This is a genomic window from Pseudomonas sp. LBUM1640, from assembly GCF_059716225.1.
In genome coordinates, this window is sequence record NZ_CP166816.1 from 4562491 (window position 1) to 4585166 (window position 22676).

16 protein-coding genes and 1 pseudogene are annotated in these 22676 nt (G+C 53.7%); 9 read left to right on the forward strand and 8 right to left on the reverse strand.

All coding sequences use genetic code 11. From position 1 onward, the window contains the following. Positions 1 to 54 precede the first annotated feature (54 nt). The 7 genes from ACA065_RS19990 to ACA065_RS20020 all read left to right on the forward strand — a co-directional run bounded on the left by ACA065_RS19990 (position 55) and on the right by ACA065_RS20020 (position 9947). Positions 55 to 1217, forward strand: a protein-coding gene (locus ACA065_RS19990; RefSeq protein WP_497691194.1) for an IS3 family transposase whose coding sequence is annotated in 2 segments (ribosomal slippage) — positions 55 to 310 and positions 310 to 1217 — 1164 coding nt in all. Because the reading frame shifts where the segments join, the coding sequence is not laid out codon by codon here. A gap of 184 nt (positions 1218 to 1401) precedes the next feature. Beyond that, positions 1402 to 1530 carry a hypothetical protein gene (locus ACA065_RS19995; RefSeq protein WP_256674009.1) on the forward strand — a complete coding sequence of 43 codons (129 nt, stop codon included), beginning with the start codon at positions 1402 to 1404 and terminating at the stop codon, positions 1528 to 1530. 140 nt (positions 1531 to 1670) lie between these two features. Further along, positions 1671 to 3332 (forward strand): ATP-dependent nuclease, encoded by a 1662-nt coding sequence (locus ACA065_RS20000; protein ID WP_497691195.1) that lies wholly within the window; start codon positions 1671 to 1673, stop codon positions 3330 to 3332. Further along, positions 3325 to 4482, forward strand: a complete 1158-nt coding sequence (locus ACA065_RS20005; RefSeq protein ID WP_497691196.1) for a UvrD-helicase domain-containing protein — start codon at positions 3325 to 3327, stop codon at positions 4480 to 4482. Before ACA065_RS20000 ends, ACA065_RS20005 begins: the two co-directional genes overlap by 8 nt. Positions 4483 to 4792: 310 nt before the next feature. Continuing rightward, positions 4793 to 6550, forward strand: a complete 1758-nt coding sequence (locus ACA065_RS20010) for a hypothetical protein (RefSeq protein ID WP_497691197.1) — start codon at positions 4793 to 4795, stop codon at positions 6548 to 6550. Between the two features lie 275 nt (positions 6551 to 6825). Beyond that, on the forward strand, positions 6826 to 7737 hold the full coding sequence (locus ACA065_RS20015; protein WP_497691198.1) for a DUF2971 domain-containing protein: 912 nt from the start codon (positions 6826 to 6828) through the stop codon (positions 7735 to 7737). Between the two features lie 467 nt (positions 7738 to 8204). Then, positions 8205 to 9947: a P-loop NTPase fold protein gene (locus ACA065_RS20020; protein ID WP_497691199.1), complete on the forward strand. Its 1743-nt coding sequence runs from the start codon at positions 8205 to 8207 to the stop codon at positions 9945 to 9947. A gap of 318 nt (positions 9948 to 10265) precedes the next feature. On the opposite strand, the gene ACA065_RS20025 is transcribed toward ACA065_RS20020, so the two are convergent. Next, entirely contained in the window at positions 10266 to 11351 is a 1086-nt protein-coding gene (locus ACA065_RS20025) for an HNH endonuclease (RefSeq protein WP_497691200.1), read from the reverse strand. 70 nt (positions 11352 to 11421) lie between these two features. Beyond that, positions 11422 to 11736: a hypothetical protein gene (locus ACA065_RS20030; protein ID WP_005740720.1), complete on the reverse strand. Its 315-nt coding sequence runs from the start codon at positions 11734 to 11736 to the stop codon at positions 11422 to 11424. A gap of 298 nt (positions 11737 to 12034) precedes the next feature. Here ACA065_RS20030 and ACA065_RS20035 point away from each other — a divergent pair. Further along, positions 12035 to 12352: pseudogene (locus ACA065_RS20035) on the forward strand (transposase domain-containing protein); the annotation flags it as partial. A gap of 76 nt (positions 12353 to 12428) precedes the next feature. Here ACA065_RS20035 and ACA065_RS20040 read toward each other — a convergent pair. The 4 genes from ACA065_RS20040 to ACA065_RS20055 all read right to left on the reverse strand — a co-directional run bounded on the left by ACA065_RS20040 (position 12429) and on the right by ACA065_RS20055 (position 15913). Continuing rightward, positions 12429 to 13367 carry an AraC family transcriptional regulator gene (locus tag ACA065_RS20040; protein WP_497691201.1) on the reverse strand — a complete coding sequence of 313 codons (939 nt, stop codon included), beginning with the start codon at positions 13365 to 13367 and terminating at the stop codon, positions 12429 to 12431. 23 nt (positions 13368 to 13390) lie between these two features. Further along, positions 13391 to 14224 (reverse strand): oxidoreductase, encoded by an 834-nt coding sequence (locus tag ACA065_RS20045; protein WP_017849065.1) that lies wholly within the window; start codon positions 14222 to 14224, stop codon positions 13391 to 13393. A 389-nt stretch (positions 14225 to 14613) separates the two neighbouring features. Continuing rightward, a complete protein-coding gene (locus ACA065_RS20050; RefSeq protein WP_497691202.1) occupies positions 14614 to 15288 on the reverse strand; it encodes an inovirus Gp2 family protein in 675 nt (224 codons plus the stop codon). 436 nt (positions 15289 to 15724) lie between these two features. Then, positions 15725 to 15913, reverse strand: coding sequence for a helix-turn-helix transcriptional regulator (locus ACA065_RS20055; RefSeq protein WP_497691203.1), 189 nt, complete (start codon positions 15911 to 15913; stop codon positions 15725 to 15727). A 314-nt stretch (positions 15914 to 16227) separates the two neighbouring features. Here ACA065_RS20055 and ACA065_RS20060 point away from each other — a divergent pair, with 314 nt between their 5' ends. After that, positions 16228 to 17907 (forward strand): YfjI family protein, encoded by a 1680-nt coding sequence (locus ACA065_RS20060; RefSeq protein ID WP_497691204.1) that lies wholly within the window; start codon positions 16228 to 16230, stop codon positions 17905 to 17907. A gap of 208 nt (positions 17908 to 18115) precedes the next feature. Here ACA065_RS20060 and ACA065_RS20065 read toward each other — a convergent pair whose 3' ends face one another. Together ACA065_RS20065 and ACA065_RS20070 are read right to left on the reverse strand one after the other, a co-directional pair. Further along, on the reverse strand, positions 18116 to 19531 hold the full coding sequence (locus ACA065_RS20065) for an efflux transporter outer membrane subunit (RefSeq protein ID WP_497691205.1): 1416 nt from the start codon (positions 19529 to 19531) through the stop codon (positions 18116 to 18118). Then, entirely contained in the window at positions 19528 to 22665 is a 3138-nt protein-coding gene (locus tag ACA065_RS20070) for an efflux RND transporter permease subunit (RefSeq protein ID WP_497691206.1), read from the reverse strand. Before ACA065_RS20070 ends, ACA065_RS20065 begins: the two co-directional genes overlap by 4 nt. Between the last annotated feature and the right edge of the window lie 11 nt (positions 22666 to 22676).

Here is a 22676-nt window from a genome sequence, read left to right on the forward strand (position 1 = left end):
TAATGAAACCGGACACCCATTTAGGCGAGAATGCTCGCCAGATCGAGGTGTCAGATGACCAAACAGCGCCGTTCCTTTACTCCTGAATTCAAGCGCGAGGCTGCCGACCTCGTGCTCAAACAAAACTACAGCTACATCGAAGCCAGCCGATCACTCGGCATTGGTGAGTCGGCATTGCGTCGCTGGGTTGACCAGATTCAGAAAGAACATAAAGGCGTCACCCCGCAGAGCAAGGCACTGACACCAGAACAGCAAAAAATTCAGGAGCTGGAAGCCCGGATCGCTAGGCTTGAGCGAGAGAAATCAATACTAAAAAAGGCTACCGCGCTCTTGATGTCGGAAGATCACGAGCGTTTGCGCTGATTGACCAGTTGAGCGCCCATGAGCCGGTTGATTGGCTGTGCAAGGTGTTTGACGTCACTCGCTCGTGTTACTACGCCCAGCGCCTGCGGCGCCGCACACCCGATGTTGAACGGCTTCGATTGCGTAGTCGTGTCAGTGAGCTGTTCTCACAAAGTCGCAGCGCTGCGGGCAGTCGCAGCATCCTGTCGCTGATGCGTGAAGACGGTGAGCAACTCGGTCGATTCAAAGTGCGTAGCTTAATGCGCGAGCTTGATTTGGTCAGCAAACAACCCGGCCCCCACGCTTACAAGCGAGCGACAGTAGAAAGACTCGATATCCCGAATACCCTGAACCGTGAGTTTAATGTGCCCGCTCCCAATCAAGTCTGGTGCGGCGACATCACCTATATTTGGGCGCAAGGAAAATGGCATTACCTGGCTGTCGTCCTGGATCTGTGCACTCGGCGCATAGTGGGCTGGGCACTGTCGGAAAAGCCGGACGCCGAACTGGTGATCAAGGCGCTGGATATGGCCTACGAGCAGCGTGGCAGGCCTTCGGGTCTGCTATTCCACTCGGATCAAGGGTCGCAATATGCAAGCCGGGTATTTCGCCAACGGTTGTGGCGATATCGCATAAGCCAAAGCATGAGTCGCCGGGGAAATTGCTGGGACAACGCACCGATGGAGCGAGTATTCCGGAGTTTGAAAACGGAATGGATACCAACCTTAGGCTACAGAACTGCGCAGGAAGCACAGCGCGACATCAGCCATTTTTTGATGCATCGGTACAACTGGATTCGACCTCACCAATTCAACGGTGGGCTGGCGCCAGCTCAGGCCGAGGAAAAACTTAACGTCGTGTCCGGGATTAGTTGACCACTACATCCAAACCAGCGAAGGCGAGTAAGGCGCAAATCAGCGCGGCCAACAAATTTTTATCTGAATAAAGGATCGTCCAGCGCATAACCTGGCGATTGCAAGGTGGGCTGGATCAGTCGTGTAACGTTACTCTCCCCGAAACCGGAATACGACCGACCACCAGGTCATTGGCCGCTGCAGCTTGATCGACGTGGCCGAACGAGATTCCGAAGAGCATCTCATTGATGCTGCGCTGCCGATCGCCGGCGCTGCTGAAAAGCCCAAGGCCCAAGTATCAGGACTAATTGTCTATGCCAGCCGCGTGTGCTGAAGGGCACCCACTTACTCTGCCTCGCAAGGCCGCCGTCGCAGCTTCGTCTTCTCACTGGACAGGTTGCCCACGTCCCTATAGCGTGAACCGCAATGGCCTTACGCCACACCGGTCGCCGCTACTTCATAAGGATTTGAAACGTGCTTATAGAATCGCTACGCCTGATCAACTTCAAAAAGTTCAAAGATCAGACTTTTGACTTCAACGAAGATGTGAATATTTTCGTAGGTGATAATAACGCAGGCAAAAGTACGATTCTGGAGGCTTTGGAGATCGTGCTCAATTTTCAGTATCGCGGTCGGCCATTCAATAGCGAATTTTCCCCGGATCTGTTCAACGCAGAGACAGTCGCTGTGTTCCGCGCCTCGCCAAAAGAGCCTGCAGACTTACCGATCCTCGTGATCGAGGCGTATATGAAGAACGTGCCCGACTACCGCGGTGCGAACAACAGCCTGAAGAAAGATGCTCAGGGGGTTCAGATCAAAGCCAGCTTTGATCCAGATTTTACTGATGCCTATAACGATTACCTAGCCTCCGGTGCCGCGATAACCAGCATCCCAGTGGAATTCTACCAAGTCGAATGGATGGATTTTGCCTGGAATGTTATCAAACCGATGACCAAGCAATTTAGAGCGCTCTACATCGACCCCACTCGCATTCATCCCACCTTCGGCAAAAATCAGTACATATCGAATGTGCTGAGCACCGCACTCAGAAAGGACGAAGAGTACCGTCTGAGCCTGAACTACCGTGAGACCCTCCAATCCTTCAACAACACAGATGAGGTCACCACCGTCAACAAGGATTTGGATTCCGATAACAGGATCACGGAGAAGAAGCTGACCATCGCCGCCAACACCATGCCCGCTGGCGCTCTCCAGAACGCTCTGCAACTTGAAGTAAATGCCGTTCCGTTCCACATGATCGGCAAGGGTGAGCAGAGCAAGGTGCAAATCAAACTGGCACTGCACAACAAGTCAAAAGACATCGACCTGGTGATGATGGAAGAGCCGGAAAATCACCTGTCGCATGTCGAGCTGAGCAAGTTGGTGCAAGACATCGAGGACCAGCGAGACGGCAAGCAGCTATTCTTGACGACCCACAGCTCTTATGTGCTGAACAAACTGAGCATCAATAAAATTTGCTTGCTGCATGACGCATATAAGCGACTACACCTCCTGGACAAGGGGGTGGTCAAGACGCTGAAGCGGCTACCAGGCTACGACACACTGCGTGTCGCACTTTCCAAGAAGGTAGTGTTGGTCGAGGGCCCATCTGATGAGTTGATCCTCAAAAAGATCTACAAAGAAACTCACAAGGGGCGACTGCCAGAGCAGGACGGGATCGATATCATTGTGGTGCGCGGCGTCGGGTTCAAGACGTTCATTGCGATCGGCAAAGAAATCGGTACCGCGATTAATGTCTTGCGGGATAACGATGGCAATTACGAAAAGAACGTCGTTGAAGCACGCAAGGAATACGCGGCTTTCCCAAACATAAAGCTGGTTTCGTCAAAGAACAAAGATGAATTTTCGCTGGAGCCAGCGATGATTTTAGCCAATGCCGCATCGGAAAAAGAGTTGCAGGCATTTGCAGAAGTTGTCCTCTCCGCCGAGACCTTCAAACTACTCGCTGCCAAACCTACTTTTGCTGAAAAGCTCGAGTTCATCGTGGAGTGGTTCCGAAGCAGTGACGGCGACGGCAAAGGCAAAAAGAAAGTCGATTCTGCCATCAGGGTTTTTGAGACTGATAAGCCTTTCAAATATCCGGCCTTCCTCGCTGAGGTACTGAACTTTGCCTAATAAACTCTGCATCGCGGGTGCCGGTTCAGGCAAGACTCACAAGGTCATTACCGAATCAATCGCCGAAATCGAGCGCGGGGGAAAGGTTCTGGTGGTGACCTATACGACCAGTAATCAGCAGGAACTGAGACGTCGATTTCTGGAGGTCTTTGGTACGCACAGTGATCGGTTCGTGGTCAAAGGTCTGTTCTCTTTTTACTTGGAAGACATGGTGAGGCCGTATCAGCAGGCATTGTTCCAGCGACGGATCGATGGCATCTGCTTCAACCAGCGCAATCCTCATATGAGGCCAGATTCAACGTTTATGCTGCCGGGGCGCGCCGAGCAGCTGGACGATAAGAGCTACAACCCAAAACACTTCCTGACTCCATGCGAGACCAAGGCTCACACCGGCTTTCTCGCAAAACTGGCGAGCCGGATCATGAAGGCCACGAAAAACTCTGCTGCAGTACGACTAGGGGAGATTTATACCCAGTTGTTCTTTGATGAGGTTCAAGATCTGGTTGGGTGGGACTATGAGGTGCTCAAGGGGCTGAGCAAAGTGATGCCGATCCCCATCACGTGTGTGGGAGATTTCCGGCAGACGGTGTACGAGACGACGTTTGGCCAAAAAGCACCTAAAACGGCCGCTGAGAAGGTCGCAGCTTTTAAGTCTATGGGTTTTGTGGAGGAGGCATTGGTGCTCAACCGTCGGTGCATTCAGCCGATTTGTGACGTCGCTGACGCAGTACACAAGGGCGCTTATGAAGCGACGGAGTCGGCGGTGAAAGAGGCCCCACCTGAGTTTGCCCATCACCTCGGCACCTTCATCGTCAGGGAGTCGGACGTCGCCGAATACATCAAGGTGTTCGACCCTATGGTGTTGCGCTGGAGTGTAACGTCCGGGACGAAGCTTCTTCCTGTCCAGGCGCGATGCTACAACTTTGGAGGGAGCAAAGGTCTGGGTTTTGAACGGGTGTTGGTGCTTCCCGCGGAAAGCCAACTGCATTTCGTCTTAGACGGCCAAAAGCCGTTTCCAGCGAAGGACGAAACAGCTCAAAACAAGCTGTACGTCGCCATCACGCGCGCGCGATACAGTTTGGGATTCATCGTGCCAGACAAGAAGGCCGCTGGCTTACGGTTCCCGATCTGGGAAAAAGCTCCTGCTTGAAGGAAGTTTGTGACTTCACGCAGTGATGGCTTCAAATGGATAACGTTTCTGATTAGCGCCTCAATTTTGGGTAGTGCTCACGTACTACCTGAGGAATAGGGGCATCAGATCTGCACTTTCCCCAAGAATCCGCGAACGTTTGCCCGTCCGCTTTTGGCCGGTAGCTGCCTGCGGCGAAGGGCAGCTACCGGCGCATTGCGGCTTGTAAGTGATTACTAGAAATGCAGCTACTGGACGCCCGCGCGGCGGTACATCCTGACGGAAAGTGTAGTTTGCGGCGATGTGGAGAATGGCTGCATGATTGGTGTCTATGGAATCGCTGAGCCGCAAGAATAAAAAAGGAGAACGCATGCTTCAGATTGCCACCGGAAAGCTCTTCAGCCGCCCTGTAAGCTGGGAAAACTTGCTGCGCGGAATGCTTTACACCAATGCCGCTTTTGGGAAAGAAGACGCGGTAGAAACGGCTGTGGGTAAATTGTTGCCGTCTACCAGCTACTCGATTCATCCTCGTGTGCTCGTCTATGAGCTGATGGAGCGAATGGAGGCCGAAGAGAGTGGACCAGGTGTGCTCTTATCCTCATGTGTCGAACCGTATCTGAATGATTTTGCCGTTGTGGCATCTTTTGCTTTGAATTGCGTATGCACGCCGGACATTGATCTGGCACGACGTTTGACAAGTGGCGAAAAAGGCTTAGCCACACGTGCGGCTCCGCAAAAATTTGTACGTCGCTTCTTCGATGCCGATCTCTGGTGCAAGCCAGAGGAAATAGCATTCCTGCAGGAGTTCACTACTCGTCTGATTGGATTGCCTCGCAACACTTTTCTTTGCGTCATGCGTGCGATCCGGACTTACATAAACGGTATGCACCGTATCGCCGATGATTTGGAGCTGGCGTACACCCTGCTAGTCGCGTCAGTTGAGTCGCTAGCTCAGGACTTCGATGGGCATGAAAGTGACTGGGAGTCCTATGATGAGCGTAAGCGACTTGCGGTTGATGAGGCATTGTCTGGTGCTGAGGAAGAGCTCGCGCAGCGGGTCAGGGGGGCGCTGTTAAGGGTGGAACATACGGCTTTGGCGCGCCGGTTTCGTGAGTTTGCTATATCCCACACGCCACCCAGTTATTTTCGCGAAGCTTCACTACTAATGAATCAGTCTCTCTCGCGCTCAGACCTCACAGAAGTCTTGGCAATGGCCTATCAGTCACGATCCAAATATGTGCACCAACTCAAGCGGCTCCCGGACGCTGTAGTCCTTGGTCATGGCTATAGTGAGACCGCATTGCACGAACGTGTAACGTTCTTGACCCTTCAAGGACTATCTCGTTTGATGCGCAATGTGATCATTGAATTCGTCAAAAGCCAACCTTCGTTGGAACGCGAGGAACATGAATACGTATTGGAGCGTACCGGAGTAATCCAGTTAGAGATGGCGCCACAGTACTGGGTTGCGAACGCCGAGGGAGATGTGATCAGCGCCGGTCGACGCAAGCTTGAAGGTTTTTTAGAGCAATTTGTGCCCTGTGCGTTGAGTGAAGAAGGGGCATCCCTAACAGATCTGCGACCAGTTCTGATCCCTGTGGCAGAGCTCCTGCCAAGCGCCAAAAAGAATCTCCGCTTGCCGTACCTTGCTCTATATGCGCTTTTCAATGGAGTTGTGCCAGAGGGAAGTCGGGCGCCAATATCTGAAACGATTGACAGGCTTATTCAACAAGAGCTCTCACAGCCTTCGGCGGAAGCGCTTATCACAAACACCATCTTAGGCAAGGTGGCCAGTTGGCCTTTGGAGACCCATCTGCAGGTACTGGAAAGCTATTTCAAGCGACGTGGAAAGCCTAGCGGGCTGCGTTTTCCAAGGTTGTTTGAGGCTGCAGTGTCACTGGATCTGGCGGAGCGCTTCCGTCTAATAGGAGACACGGATCAATGTCGAAAAATGGTCGCGCTTGCAGTGGAAAGCCATCCAGGGCATCAACGCCTCGTACAGTTGGAAGCAGAAATTGATCCAGACACGCCTATCCATGGAGCGGATATTTTGTTACCTAGCTCGACTTCTGGTAATGGTGCTGAATAATTCCTACCAGCGAACTGTTTATTTGAGCGTCTGCTGTTGGCCGTTAGCTGCCTCCGGCGAAGGGCAGCAATCACTGACAATAGACTTGAAACCCATCACTCACGATATTTGCCCAGACTGACTGGAAATTCGCGTCCTCTATCGATATCTCAATTGCACAGCCATTTCAGCGAAGTGTTTATTTAGCTGGATGAATCTTGACCGTCGCAATCAAGTGATGGCATAAAGGCTTCAAGATTGCAGAGTTCATGTCACTTACTTGTCTAAGGGTTTTTATGACTTCAGTTTTTCACTATACATCTGGAACGGCTCTACTCGGAATAATAAGCAATAGTGAGTTCTGGGCTACAGACATAAGCTTTCTGAATGATCACAAAGAGCACATAATCGGATATGAAGCCTCTTTAGAGTACATAGAGGAATTAAAAGAAAAAGAGGACGAGCCCGAGTTTGGGCCATGGCTAAAGATGCTGTATCAGCAACTAATCACCTATCTGAGAAGCAACGTAATTGCTCGGCAGACATATGTTGTGTCTTTTTCAAAAAATCCCGACAGCATCGCGCACTGGTTCAGTTACTGTGAAAAAAACCAAGGTTATTGCCTCGAGTTTGAAGAGGAAGCTTTTCTTGAGCATGGCGAGTCAGAACTTTTAACAGAGTTTACAACAATATTTGCAGATGTCAACTATGCAGATGCGGAGTCGTTTAGGAAAAAGCTCGGCGAGGTTGTTTCTAAACAATCAATACTTAATATCATGCTGGATTCGCAGCGCGCTGCCGACTTAGTTGGGGTGGATGTTCAGGCTCAAGATAACCCTATCGCCCAAAAGTACCTCTTGGCTGTTTCGAACCGTTTGATGAATGAATTGTTTTCAAGGTTGATAGTGTCGAGCTGTTCTTACAAGGATAAAGGCTTCTCACACGAAGCGGAAAGGCGATTGGTGTTACTTCAAAAAAACGTAAATGTTAATTCCGCTGCAGAAACGCCGGTTATGAAATTCCGCGAGAAGAACGGCGCGATATTTCCCTACGCTCCAGTTCGCTTTAATAGAAACAGCATTAAGAGGATCATTATCGGCCCATGCGCTGATTACGACTTTAAAAAGTCGGGCTTGCTGAAGCTTCTCAAATATTACAACTTGAAATGTGAAGTCGAACCATCTTCCAGTTCTTTACGATTCACCTGATGCACGCAAATCGAAAGGTATCTGATGCGATCAGTCGACGCTTAGGATCTACTGATTTCATTCCCTTCAAGAGAAATTGTCCGTCAATTGGATTTTCACTTCCAGAAATGGGCCCCCCTTCCAACAACTGGTTCTCAAACGCTATCGAAGGTGATCTTATTCCAGCCAGAATTCTCCCGTAAACGGTCGTCCGCTCTTGGCCCAGAGTGTGTAAAAACGCTGAGCCAAAATTGAAGTTGGCGCTTCTATGCCAAATCTGAAATTTATCGGCTGGTTGGCAGACCTAGATTTTGCGTAGAAACGCGATTTGCGGTTCTACTTTGGACACCAATCGCGCTGAAAAACGTTTTTACACACTCTGGGCCGAAAGCTGCCGCTCGGGAGGGGAGTCTTTAGACCCATTGCAGCGTTTAGCACCGGCATAAATGGACAAGGGCGATTTTTTGCGTTCAACAAAGGAGGAGAGTATGTCTCTATCAAAAACGAAGGAACGATTGCTCCGCTTGTTAGGGCAGGACGACAACAGCGTCATAGCGCTGTCGGGGAAGTGGGGCACAGGCAAGACGCATCTGTGGAACGAGGTCAGAACTGCCTCTGCCGACGAGAAGGCCAAGAAGGCTCTCTACGTGTCGTTGTTTGGTCTCTCGAGCGTCGACCAAATTAAGCGCAAACTGATCGAGTCGGCAATTCCCGGCGTTGAGTCTCATGGCGGCGTGTTCGACGGTATTAAAAACCTCTTTAACGCAGGCATGTCCGCCGCCTCGCAGCACTACAAGGCGATGGCCGCCCTCAAGGACCTCAACGTGTTGTTGATGGCCCCGGTCGTGCTCCGAGACAAGCTAATAGTCATCGACGACATTGAACGCAAGCACACTAAGCTCGGTATCGACGAGGTCTTGGGCTTCATCGACGACTACTCCAAGCAGTTCAACGTGAGGTTCCTCTTAGTGTTGAACGACGACCAGCTATCCACGGATGGCGGCCAGGCGAAGCTGTGGGAGACCTTCCGCGAAAAGGTCATCGACGAGGAAGTCAGGCTACTGACCTCCCCGGAGGAGGCGTTCTCGATAGCCATCAAGCTGACGCCATCGAAATACGCGCAGGGGCTGGAGCGAGCCATTGCGATCTGCGGACTCACCAACATCCGCATAGTGGGCAAAGTGGTAAAAACCGCCAACCAGATTTTGGCTGGTCGAGATTTGGACCAAGCGATCCTGGCGCGAGTGGTGCCGTCGATCGTCCTGTTTTCCGCGATCCACTACCGCGGCATCCCAGACGGGCCCGATTTCCAATTCGCGCTGAACGTGGCGAATCCGGACTGGATGCATTTCGGCCGGGACAATAACGCAGAGCCGACTGAGCAGGAGAAGCTCGAGGACAGTTGGCGCTTGCTCATGCAAGAACTCGGCGTTCACGGCTGCGACGAGTTCGAGAAAGTGCTCGTCGATTTTTTGGAGTCCGGACTGTTCGACGCGGAGCGTGTGCAGGCCATCATTGACCGGCTCATCGCTGGGACGCAGTCGCTACAAACCAGGGAGACTGCGCACGACTTCTTAAAGCAGGCGTTTTGGGACCATCGGCTAAGCGACGCCGATCTGCTGGCTCAAGCCGGCCAGTTCCCCGCCTGCGCCGAATTGCTGGATCCCTACATCGCGACCCAGCTCTTTGACACGCTCTGCGAGCTCCCTGAGGGGCAAGCGCTTGGCCATGCAATCATCAATGCGTGGATAACCGCCTTCGAGGAGGAGAATTACCAGTACGTCGAGGATGACAACCCGTTCAACAACCCGATCCATCCAGATATTCAGGCAGCGTTTAATGCTGCCAAAGCTCGGACCCAAGCGAGCACAACCATAGTCGACGCTTGTCTCGACATCATCAATAACCGGGGTTGGGGGACACTACAGGAGGTGGCCATGAAGCGGGCTACGGTAGCGGATTTCGATGCTGCAATACGAAGTATGGAAGTAGACACTCTGCGTCGGTTCATGCGGCGGATGATTGAAATGTGTCTTCAACGGTCGACTTACGACGCTCACTTCGGCACGGCGACCCAGCACTTCCTTGACGCCTGTCGAGCGATTTCGAGCGACTCGAATTCCCCTCGGCTCGCAGCGTTGATTAACAAGCTTTTCGCCAAAACAGCATTAGCAGTTGAGCTTACCCCGCTAACCACCGCACAAGTTGAGCCTGTTGTGAAGGCTGACTAGCTGAAATCTCAACTAGGTGGTTTGCGCTTCCTGGACTTGCAGAGCTTCCTCAACATGAAGACCGCGGGCACACCCACCACCTCAATGGCAGTATCTCCATAATAGGAAAAACTGATGGCGCTTGACGATAGCTTATTGTATGCCAGCCTCGATTTTCGAATGCCTGCTCGGGGTTGATAATCGTCATGTATGACTGACTGCTTCTGGCCGAGAGCGGACCTTTTCCCGTTATCTCTGCCAACCCGTAGTAGCTCTCTAAGTGCCGGCAGCGACCGGTTATCAGCCCCTGACCACAAGCAGCTTCCCAACCCAGAAAATTTAATTCTCCTTTCCAACACTCAGTTCACGATGTACAACCCGGTGGCAATTCGCGCAGAGGCATTGTAAATCCTCCAGGCTTGTCAGATGCCCTGCCGCCATTTGCGCAACCTGCACGGTCCGATGGTGTACCTCGATGCAGGCCTCTCCGTTTTCGGCGCCGTAAGCTTCAACCGGATCAATTTTGCAGCGCTCGCAATAGAGTCGTCCGTGGTTCTTCTTGAATTCAGCTTTCTTGGCATTCGACAAACCTGGGGCGCGCTCCTTCCGTAGATGAGCTACGAGCCTGGGCTGCCCCTCAGTCCATACTCGATCTTCATGCAGTGTTGGCAGTGCGGGATCAGCTATCAAGGCACCTTTGGGCACTATACGGAAGCCAGCACCTTCCAGGATTTGAAAACAGACGCTGCTAACGCCGGCGATGAAATGTTTTGGCAGTATCTGAAATCCCAAAGCGCGTGTAGCAGCTAAGCCAAATACCGCCTTCGGTGGCAAACGGAAATTTTCATCAACGATCAGGTCGTAATCGGTTGACTCAGCAAAGCCAGGTGAATCAATTCCTCTGATCAGGTCCTGAACAGCACGCCATATATGCTCGGCGGTGACTCCACGAAGCACTTCAACCGGAAGCCGATCGAGGCTTCGTAGATTTTTATCTACAGGAATACCACCAAGCGCGAGACTTAATGCCTGAGCATCGCCCCCAGATATCGTCATCCGAATGCGTCGAGTGGAGTTGCCTCCCGAGGACTCAGAGGACGATCGGCCAATGGCCTTCATTCGACTGGAAAGAACTTTCACAACCTGATCAACAGGCACCTGGCCCTCCTCCGAGGTCAGTATCGTTCGCTGAGAAATGGGAATGCCTTGAACGCGGCTGCTATCAACCCAGACGCGTTCTACTGCAAACGAAGCCCGCTTCAGCCTGGCCAGTAAAACAGAAAGCCCCAGAGCATATTCGGAGTTGATCGCGCCCTTACCTTTGGTACCGCCACGACTGTGGAATACAACCTCGTCCGACTCGATCCCGAAGTGCGCGTCGATTGGATTACCATCGTCAGAAATAATCTGAAATAAACGCGCCATGTCTGCCGCTGCTCCCTAAAGTTTCAAGCGACTGATGGTAACGCACGCACAAGGCGCAAAGCTGCCCTAGTTAACTGCCAGGATAGGTATCATGGAAAATGCCCTTGGCGGCAAGCTGCTTGTCGTAGGCCTCGACCACCAGTTGTTTGGCCTCTTGAAATCGATAGATTTGCTCATCATAGATGAATGCCAGCTCACCCCAGAAATGATGAACCGTAGAAAGGGCAACGACATTGTCGTGCCGATCTGACCGGCCCTTCTCCTTCACTTCTTCCAACTTGTCGCGGGTGCTCATTCTGCCGCCCGCAATACCGGCAATCCCATGTTCCAGAACATGAACGAGGATTTTCCATGCGGGATCATCGTCTTCGAAGATCTTGATCATGTTGCCCCCTGGCTTTTGAGCAGTCCTAAACTATACGGATTGGCTGATCTCACCCTTGGCCAATATAATCCTCTCCCTGCACTTCCTCTTTTCCGCTCCCCCCACAGCAGTCCGCCCAGTCATGTATTCCGTGACCGGCCTATCGCGCTCGGCCTTCTCCAAGCGCCTCCAAGAACTGACTGTTATCTCGCCCGGCCACGTGATCTTGATCATGCGCCAAGCCTGACGTATGCAGCAAGGCCAACCGGTCGTGCAGCGATGCCTTCGGCCACAGTGGAGGCCGCCTTTACACAGGCATTCGGCGATCAGCAAAGCTCTGGATTACAGCCTCAAATGCTGGACGGCGCTGTCGCGCTATCTCGATAACGAGGCCGTACCCATTGACAATAATTGGTGCGAGAACCAAATCCGACCGTGGGCGTTGGGTCGCCAAAACTGGCTCTTTGCAGGTTCGCTGCGCAGCGGCAAACGGGCGGCGTCGATCATGAGCTTGATCCAGTCGGCGCGGCTCAACGGGCATGATCCGTATGCTTATCTCAAAGATGTGCTGACGCGGCTGCCGACGCAGCGGGCAAGTGAGATTACCGAGTTGCTGCCGCATAAATGGGCGCCCGTTCAACCGCCCAAAGTATGTTGGGCAGGTGCGGACAGCGCTGGTACTGGGGTTGCCGGAGCAGCGGGTCGGCTCATCGCTAATGTGACGAGACGTACATAGATGGCGTGGACGGCGCAGGCAGTGCGTAGGTCGCCTTCATCCATTCGATCTCTGCCTGGGGCGTGCGCCCAAAGAGACGTTTGAATTCGCGGCTGAATTGCGAGGCGCTTTCGTAGCCTACATTGAATGCCGCCGTCGAAGCGGTCATAGCGTTGCGTAGCATCAGTAATCGCGCCTGGTGCAAGCGCGTCGACTTCAGGTATTGCATCGGCGACGAGTCCGTCACGCTGCGAAAGTGCAGATGAAAATTGGGCACGCTCATGCTCGCTTCTTGGGCAAGGGACACCACATCCAGGCGCTCCTGGTAGCAACTATGGATCTTGCGGATCGCACGAGTGACCTTACCAAAGTGACCCTGGCGATTGAGCGCGGCGCGCATCGAGCCACCTTGCTCGCCGGTTAGGATGCGGTGGTAGATCTCCCGCACCAGCGACGGCCCAAGTATTTGCGCTTCGCCCGGACTGCTCATCGCCTCAAGAAAGCGTAGCGTCGAGGCGCGCAGCAAATCGTCCATTGGCGAGGCATACATGCCCTTGGGCTGGGCATCACTTGGCCCGAGAGCTTCATCCATTTGCAGTATCAAATCGCTGGCCATTTGTAAGTCGAGGCGCATGTAGACCGCCAGCATTGGCTGCGCCTCGCTGGCATCGGTCTCCATGGTGAAAGGAACTGGGACGGACACCACTAGATAGTGCTGGGCGTCATAAACGTATACGTCATCGCCCAGATAGCCACGTTTGCGCCCTTGGCACAGGATCACAATACCCGGGTCATACAGCACCGGAGTGCGAGTCAGTGGCCGATTCGAACGCAAAAAGCGGATATCCTCTAGCGCGCTGAGGTTGTAGCCCTCGACCGGCGCGAGGGTTTCCATCAAATGCACCATGCGCGAGGTGCGTGAGTCGGCCCGATTCATTGATGTCCCCCTCTGCTGGCCGCTCAACCGTCGGTGGTAAGGGTCAGCGCTTCCCATTGATCAATCTCCCTGGCCGTGCGATTCAGCTTGTCACGTACCAGCCCCAGCGCGTCACTGCCCAATAATAAGTGTGCCGGTGGTGTCGGGCTGGCAATAACCTGCAACATCGCTTGCGCCGCTTTTCGCGGGTCGCCAAGCTGTTTGCCGCTCTTTTCTTCGCGGGCCTTACGTACCGGGTCGAAACTGGCGTCATAGTCAGCAATGCTTCGTGGGGTGCGCTGCATCGAACGACCGGCCCAGTCAGTGCGAAACGAGCCAGGTGCCACGGCGGTCACGAAGATGTTGAAAGGTAGCAGTTCTTTGCTCAGCGTATCGGAGATACCTTCGAGAGCAAACTTGCTCCCGCAGTAGTACGCGATGCCCGGCATCGTGATGGTGCCGCCCATAGAAGTGATATTAAGAATATGACCAGTGCGACGCTTGCGAAAATAAGGCACGAAAGCCTTGGTCACCGCTACCGCGCCGAACACGTTGACGTCGAATTGGCGACGCATTTCCTCCAGCGGCGACTCTTCAAAGATGCCCTCATGACCGTAGCCGGCGTTGTTGACCAACACGTCGACTGGGCCGTGGGTTGCTTCAATAGCAGCTACTACGCTGTCGATCCGGGCGAAGTCAGTGATATCCAGAATCACCCCATGAGCATGATCCACGGAGAGCGCCTGAAAGGCGCGCAAGGCGGCTTCACTACGCACGGTACCTATGACACGGTGGCCCGCTGCAAGAGCTTCTTGCGCCAGCGCGTTGCCGAAGCCACTGCTCACCCCCGTGATGAATATGGTTTTTCTGCTGTTCATGGCGACTTCCAATAAGTAGAGACGAGGCCATGATATCTATCGAAAACTCGGTCACCTATGCCGGTTTGTCTTAGAGCATTGCCTATTCCTATCAGAGTCAACAGTTAAGTGGGCGCGCGTTTAACCACGCAACATGTGTGTTGAATGGACACTTATGTCAATTCCATGCAATTGGATGGGAGAGTCTGCGCAATACCCCAACTACTCGAGGAGAGTTGGCCAAACGCTTACGTCCAGACGAAGCTTGTCAGCACATAGGCGGCGCAGGGCTACAGAAACAATCGCCCTTAATGCAGGGATTCTGAAGATGTGTTTGCTGGCCGCTTACTCACATTCGTCCCCTAGTACAGGTTTAATGGGCGAACTACACAAACTTGAACACGAAATTGTCACCCTCTACTGCAACCAAACCCATGCTGATTGCTTCCGTAGACCTTGGTAGCCGACTTACAGAGGTAGCTAGCCCTTCTGAATAGCGAACCAAGCCCATTGCCCCCAAATCCTTTCGCAGATTTTTCCCTGACTACTCGGTAGGTCGCGTTATCTGGAATTTCTACCAGCCCTACAACTAAATCGACTGGCATCCCCAGCGCGCTCGCCCACGCCTCGTTCAAGCGGCTGAACATGTTGGCTCTGTCTGAGGCGATTTTGCCTACTGTGTAAAAGGCATCTCGGTTTAGCAAGATCAGCAGGTGGTAGTGCGGCCTCCCACGCCACCCTTGCTCTCGTGCCCAGACATATCGAACTTTGCAGCTATGAGCGTACTCGTATCGCCGTGAAGCCATTTCGCGGTGATGCTTGACCTTTGATTTGAATGAGGCAAAGAACCTGCTAATGACCTCGTTGGAATCCACGTAACCGTCAAGTTCAATATCACAGGGAAGCCGAAGATCCACCCTGAACGCCAGCACCCTGGGATATTGATCAAGTGCCAGGCCGATGGTGCGTTTTAGATCAGCCAGGTATTCGCGGATGAATGGGCCTTTCTCCACCATCACTGGGAGCCCTTCGAAGGTGTCGTCGTAGTGGAAGTGAAGATTTCGGTTATCGGGGTGACGAAGCATGATTACTACTCTTAGAGTGGAGGTCATAACCTCTGCACCCTGAGTAGTTTTTAACCCTGCCTCCTTCCTGCCCCAGATGCATTCGCCTTCGAGTGATGCTCCTAGCGGATGGGTATCTGCACGGATCTATAAAGCATATTACCCGCACCGAGAAAGTCACCTCCTAGAGCGGTGAAGGCATATCGCTGAAATCTCAACGAGGCTTTGAGTTTTTGACGATCCTTCACTCTGGAAAAAAAGCATCTTTCATCCATGAGCCTCCTCTCACTGTCGCGGCTCACGCTATCAGCAATAGTAATCAACTCAACTGCGACGTAGGCCATGAGTCACTGAAGCGTCCACAACGACCCACACAGCCTCCGGCATAAGCGCCATGGTCGGAGTTTATCCGACCATGGCGCTTATGCCGGTTAGTCCACACCTTTCACTCAACAAATTACTCGGCCATGTCGCGCTCTTCGATCCGAGCCAAAATCCAATCGTGTACCTCCTCCTCCACCCAACCAACGCTGCGCTCTCCCAGTGAAACCGGCTTGGGGAAGGCTCCTTCGGCGATGTACTTATAGATGGTAGAGCGACCCAGACCGATTGAGTCGATGACGTCTTTCAGGCGAATGATCCTCATGAACGGGGCTCCTCTGTTCGTTCAGAGGATTGGCAAGACTTGTAAAAAATGACCGCAACAGAAAGAACGCCGGTAGCCAGACCTAAACCCTAGGGACTGCTTACCCAAAGGCACACCGCGCACTTTAGTGCCATACCCGACAAGAGGAAGTTTGCCAAGCAACCGTATCTGCAGTTGTTTTGGCCACGTCGAGTAGCGAGCCCTAAATTCTGGAAAACACTTGGCCTCCCCATAGGCATTTTATGAAAATTTAGGAGATGAATCATTTGATTCGTCTGCTATTGTCGCTATAACTAGCAAATGTAGCGGACCAAATGAATAATTTAATAAACGATAAGTCCCTGTCCACAGAAGGCGAAACGCTTATCTATGAGGACGGCTGGCCCTGCTTTCGCGAGCACAGCCTGGTGGAGGCCGCTGTAACAGAGGCCGCCCGAGAACTGCAGGTTTCACGCGAAATGGCGATGATGTGCGCTTTCGGAGCCATGGCTACGGCTTGTCAGGGGCATGTCGATGTGCAGATGCCCACCGGACACAAAGTACCAACCTCACTGATGCTGCTGACCATCGCGGACTCTGGTGAGCGCAAGACCACCACCTTGAACTATTTTTCCGAGGCGATCAGCACACTGAACAACGCAGCGCATCGGGCAAACGAGGTCGCCTTAGTAGAATACAAGGTCAAACATCAGCTATGGAGCACGAGCAAGCGGCATCTGGAGCGCATGTACAGCAACTGTGCCCGCCAAGGAGACGAAGTCCGCACCCGCGCGGCCTTGGAAGCGATCGCCGAGCATCTCAGAGCTGAGCCGCAAACCGCCCGCTCGAGAAAGTTCCTTTATGAGGACACTACGCCGCAAGCTCTCGTGCAGATGCTTAACGAAAACACGCCCCACGGCTGCCTGCTGACCAGCGAAGCCAGTAGTATTTTCAGTGGCAAGGCACTTGGAGAACTCGACAAACTTAATACCCTCTGGGATGGTGGCAACGTGATCGTCGACCGCGTATCCAGAGAAGGCTTCATTCTCCAAAATGCCCGCCTCACCCTGTCGTTAATGACGCAGCCAAGCGTGATCGCCAAGTTCATGGGAAAGCGCGGCGAGGAGGCACGCGGAACAGGATTTCTCGCTCGCTTCCTCGTCACCAAGCCGCGGTCGATGGCCGGTCAACGCGCCCATAGCAAGCTTTCTGCACTACCGCGCCAACATGCCTTCAACGCCCGCATCCGCGAACACTTGGACTCCAGCGCCGCTCCTACTCGTCAAGTGCTGCATTTCTCGGAGCCAGCCGCAAACCTCTGGTACAAGTACAGCCGGTACGTAGAACAGCATATGCAAGAAAACGGCTTGTACTACTACCTCAAGGATCACGCATCCAAGTTGCTGGAAAACACCAGCCGCCTGGCGGCTATTCTGCATACATTCGAGCGCACCTCAAACAACGATATCGAGATCGACGTGCTCACCCTGAAGTTCTCCTGGGAATTCGCTCAAATTTGCTCAGGGCACTTCGTCGAGCACCTAGCCAACGAGCCACCGCTCGTTACAGATGCAAACCACCTAGCGCACTACTTGCTGCAAACTTCCTATAAAAACACTGATGCCGCATATAGACCTGCAAGCAACTCGAGAAAAAACGAGTCCGACCTTCCCTCTCGCCATATCCCGCGACCTGAAAATCTAAAGCCTGGAGCAAAAACTACATTCACACTAACTCAGGTCAAACAATATGGTCCCAGCAGTCTCAGAGGGCGGGCTAATTCTGAGCGACTGGAAGCTGCCATCGGACTGCTGACCAAGATGGGACATATCTCCAAGGAAGGAAGTCGCTATAAATTCCAGGAAACGATTCTGCTCAAATCGGGTGAGCCGGCACTAAGAAACGGCGAGATTCTAACGATCAAAGAGCTGCCACTGTTCGACGACCAGGTATTGTGGAGACCTGAACGAACCAGTGGACTGGGTAATCAATCAGGCTACTTCATGAAGATCTGAGGAAAGAGAGCGTAAAGCAAGCGGTGAGAAGCGACTGAAAAACGCGAATACAGTGAACACCAGGTCGGCAAGAATGTGAATTCGAGACGTACAGTCCAATTAGCCCATCGGGATGCGTTACGGTCCTTATGTCTAAATTTATTAGAAAAAAGGCCCATGACAAAAAAACTCTCATGGGCCAAGGAGGAAAGCGACTGTTGAATCGAGACTAAAGTGAACGGCTTCCCACAACCTCCCCGCCACCCAGCGCCTTATACAGCGAAACTAAATTGTTGATGCGCGCCAACTTGGTCGTCACCAGCGTCTGCTGGGCACTGTAAAGGCTGCGCTGGGCGTCCAGGGAGTTGAGAAAGGTATCGACGCCTTCTTGATAGCGACTGTCAGCCAATCGATAGCTGCGGGCATTGGCCTGAACCAACAGGCTTTCGGCTGTCACCTGATCGTTGAGTGAGTCACGAGCGATCAAGGCGTCAGACACTTCGCGGAACGCCACCTGAATGGCTTTCTGGTAGTTGGCGACTTCAATAGAAGTTTGCGCCTTGGCAGCATCGAGATTGGCTTGGTTACGTCCCCAGTTGAAAATCGGCAGGTTGATCGACGGCATGAACGTCCAGGCCCCCTGCCCTGCGGCGAACAATTGACCGAGATCGGAACTCGCGGAGCCGGCTGACGCCGTCAGTTGGATACTCGGAAAAAAGGCCGCTCGAGCGGCTCCGATATTGGCGTTGGCCGCTTTCAACGCGTGCTCGGCGGCGAGGATATCCGGACGATACGCTAACAGGTCAGATGGTAACCCCACCGGCAGATCGCTCTGCACACTCAACGCATCCAGCTCAATGGCCGTGAACGATTCCGCCAACAAAGGCTTGCCTACCAGCAACACCAGTACATTCTTGCCCTGCTCTACTGTGCGGGTATAACGCGCCTGATTGGCCTCGGCAGTGCGCACCGTGCTTTCGGCCTGGCTCAAGTCCAGCTCGGTAGCGACGTCCATGTCATAGCTGGCGCGCACCAGACCGAAGCTTCGCTGTTGACTGGCCAGCGTCTGCGCGGCAATCGACAACAGTTGTTGATCAGCCTGCAATTGGTAATACGCACTCGCCACTTGGGCGATCAAGGCCAGCCTGACACTGCGTTGAGCTTCGAACGTGCCGAAATAGCTTTCCAACGCCTGCTCATCGAGGCTGCGAACCCGGCCGAACAGATCCAGCTCATAGGCGGTAAACCCGACGTCGGCGCTGTATGAGTGAGTAGTGCCGGTCGTACCGCTGGGCGCCACATCCTCGGGAAGGCGCTGCGCCGTCCCGGCTCCGGAAGCATTGATCGATGGCAACAAATCAGACCGCGCAATTCGGTACTGGGCCTGAGCCTTCTCGATATTCAGCGTAGCCACCCGCAGGTCACGGTTGTTTTCAAGGGCCTGCGCTATCAGTTGGCGCAACGGTTCATCGTGGAAAAACGCTTGCCAGGTCACTCGGTCAGCACCAGTCACCGCCGTATTGACCGGCACCTCCCATTCGCCAGCAACCGATGCTGGCGGGCGCTGATAGTGAGGAATCAACGAGCAACCACTGACAGTCATCAGGAGCAGCGACAACGTGGTCTTCACAGCAAGATGTTTCATGCCTGTTCTCCTGCGACCGATTTCACCTCGGCGGAGGGCTTGGCAAACAACCGGCAGATTACAACGTAAAACATCGGTACGAAAAAGATCGCCAGGAACGTCGCGGTGATCATCCCGCCGATGACACCGGTACCGATGGAATGCTGACTGCCAGAGCCTGCGCCATTGGAAATGGCTAACGGCAATACCCCAAGCATGAACGCCAGAGACGTCATGATGATTGGCCGCAGGCGCAGTCGCGCAGCCTCTACGGCGGCTTCGACCAAGGGTTTGCCATGCTCTTCATGCAAGGCTTTGGCGAACTCGACAATCAGGATCGCGTTTTTCGCCGACAGTCCCACCGTCGTCAACAGCCCGACCTGGAAAAACACGTCGTTAGATAGCCCTCGCATCAACGTTGCCACGACTGCGCCGATCACACCGAGCGGCACTACCATGATCACAGACACCGGCACTGACCAACTCTCATAGAGCGCGGCCAGGCAGAGAAACACGATCAGCACGGAAATGGCGTACAACGCCGGTGCCTGAGAGCCAGATAGCCGCTCTTCATAAGAGATACCGGTAAACTGCATACCGATGCCCTCAGGCAACTGCTCGACGATCCGCTCCACGGCTTGCATGGCGTCACCGGAGCTATAACCGCTGGCCGGTTCACCCATGATTTCCACGGCTGGAATGCCGTTGTAACGCTCAAGCTTGGGTGAACCATGGGTCCAGTAGCCACTGGCAAACGTCGAGAACTTCACCATCTCGCCACGGGCATTGCGCACGTACCACTTATCGAAATCTTCCGGAGAGATCCTCGAATCGATTTCACCTTGCACATAGACCTTTTTGACTCGACCGCGATCAATGAAGTCGTTCACATAAGAAGCCCCCCACGCCGTACTCATGGTGTTGTTGATGTCGCTGATACTCACCTGCAGGGCTCGGGCCTTCTCGTTGTCGACCACCACCTGATACTGCGGCTCATCGTTCAAACCGTTGGGACGCACGTTCATCAGGGCTGGATCCTGAGCCGCCAGTTGCAGGAACTGGTTGCGCGCCGCCATCAGCTTTTCATGGCCCATACCCGTACGATCCTGCAAGAACATGTCGAAGCCTTTGGCGTTACCCATCTCCAGAATGGCCGGTGGCACGATAGCGATTGCCGTACCGTCCTTGATCTGCGAAATCCGCGCTTGCAAGCGCTTGGTGAAGGCAAAAATGGAGGTGTCACTGCCTTCACGCTCCTCCCATGGTTTAAGACCGATGAACAACATGCCGGAGTTCTGGCCGCGCCCCGCGAAATTAAAGCCGTTGACCGTGTAGGCCGACTCCAGCACGTCCTTTTCCTGCTCCATCAGGTAGCTGCGGATCTCATCGAGCACCACTTGAGTCCTGCCAGCACTGCTGTTGGGCGGCATCTGCACCTGAACGACCATGGTGCCTTGGTCCTCATCTGGCAAGAACGCGGTCGGAATCTGTGGAAATAACCAGACCATGGCGCCGACGATTAACACGTAAATCGCCAGGAACAGGCCTTTGCGCCTGGCAATCGTCGCCACACTGTTTTTGTACTTATCTGCACCCCGATCAAAGGTCCGGTTGAACCAGCCGAAAAAGCCCTTTTTATGGTGATGATCAGGATCGATGGGTTTGAGAATGGTCGCGCACAGCGCCGGGGTGAAAATCAGCGCCACTAACACCGACAGGGCCATGGCCGAAACGATGGTCACCGAAAACTGCCGATAGATAATGCCCGTCGCCCCGCCGAAAAACGCCATAGGCACGAACACCGCACTGAGCACCAGGGCAATACCCACCAATGCGCCCTGGATTTGCGCCATGGATTTGCGCGTGGCCTCCTTGGGCGACGAGCCGTCCTCGGACATTACCCTCTCGACGTTTTCCACCACAACGATGGCGTCATCCACCAGCAGACCGATCGCCAGCACCATTCCGAACATGGTCAGCGTATTGATGGTGAAGCCGAAGGCCGAGAGGATGCCGAATGTTCCCAGCAGCACCACCGGCACCGCCAGCGTCGGGATCAGCGTGGCGCGGATGTTCTGCATGAACAGGTACATCACCAGGAACACCAGCAGGATGCCTTCGAACAGGGTTTTCACCACCTCATGAATCGAGGCGCCCACCACAGGTGAAGTGTCGTAAGGGAACACCACTTTCAGGCCTTTGGGGAAATACGGCTCCAGTTCCGCCACGGTTTCGCGCACGCCTTTCACCGTGTCCAACAGGTTGGCGCCGGTGGCCAGGCGCAACGCCAGGGCCGCTGCCGGCTTGCCGTTGTAAGTGCCGGAAATCGAGAAGTTCTCGGAACCAAGACCGACTTCGGCGACATCCTTGACCCGTACCTGTGAACCATCCGGATTGACCTTGAGCAAGATCTCACTGAATTCTTCAGCGGTTTTCATTCGGGATGTGCCGAGGATCGTCGCGTTCAACTGCACGCCTTTGTGGGTCGGCAGACCACCCAGGGAGCCCGAGGAAATTTGTACGTTTTCCGCTTGCACGGCGTCGATCACGTCCTGGGACGTCAACTGGAAGCTGTTGAGTTTCTGCGGGTCGACCCAGATACGCATGGCGTACTGGGCCCCCAGCATCAGGAAGTCGCCGACCCCTTTAGAGCGAGTAATCGGATCTTTCATGTTCGACACGATGTAGTTGCCAATGTCGAAGTCATCCATGGAGCCGTCTTCGGAATACAAACCGACGATCAGCATGAAGTTGATCTGATATTTGGCTACCCGCAGCCCTTGCTTCTGCACTTCCTGCGGCAGCAGTGGCGTGGCCAGTTGCAACTTGTTCTGCACTTGGACCTGGGCAATGTCGGCGTTGGTCCCCTGGTCGAACGTCACGATGATGTTGGTGCTGCCATCGCTGTTACTCTCCGAAGAGATGTAACGCAGGCCGTCGAGGTTGTTGAGTTGCTGCTCGATGACCTGCACCACCGTGTCTTGCACAGTCTGCGCCGAAGCCCCCGGGTAGGTCACGGTGATGATCACGGCCGGGGCCGCAATGTTCGGGTACTGGTTGACCGGCAATTTAAGAATCGCCAGTGCACCGGCGAGCATGATCACGATAGCGATCACCCAGGCGAAAATTGGCCGGTTGATAAAGAAGTTAGCCATGAAGGTTTACC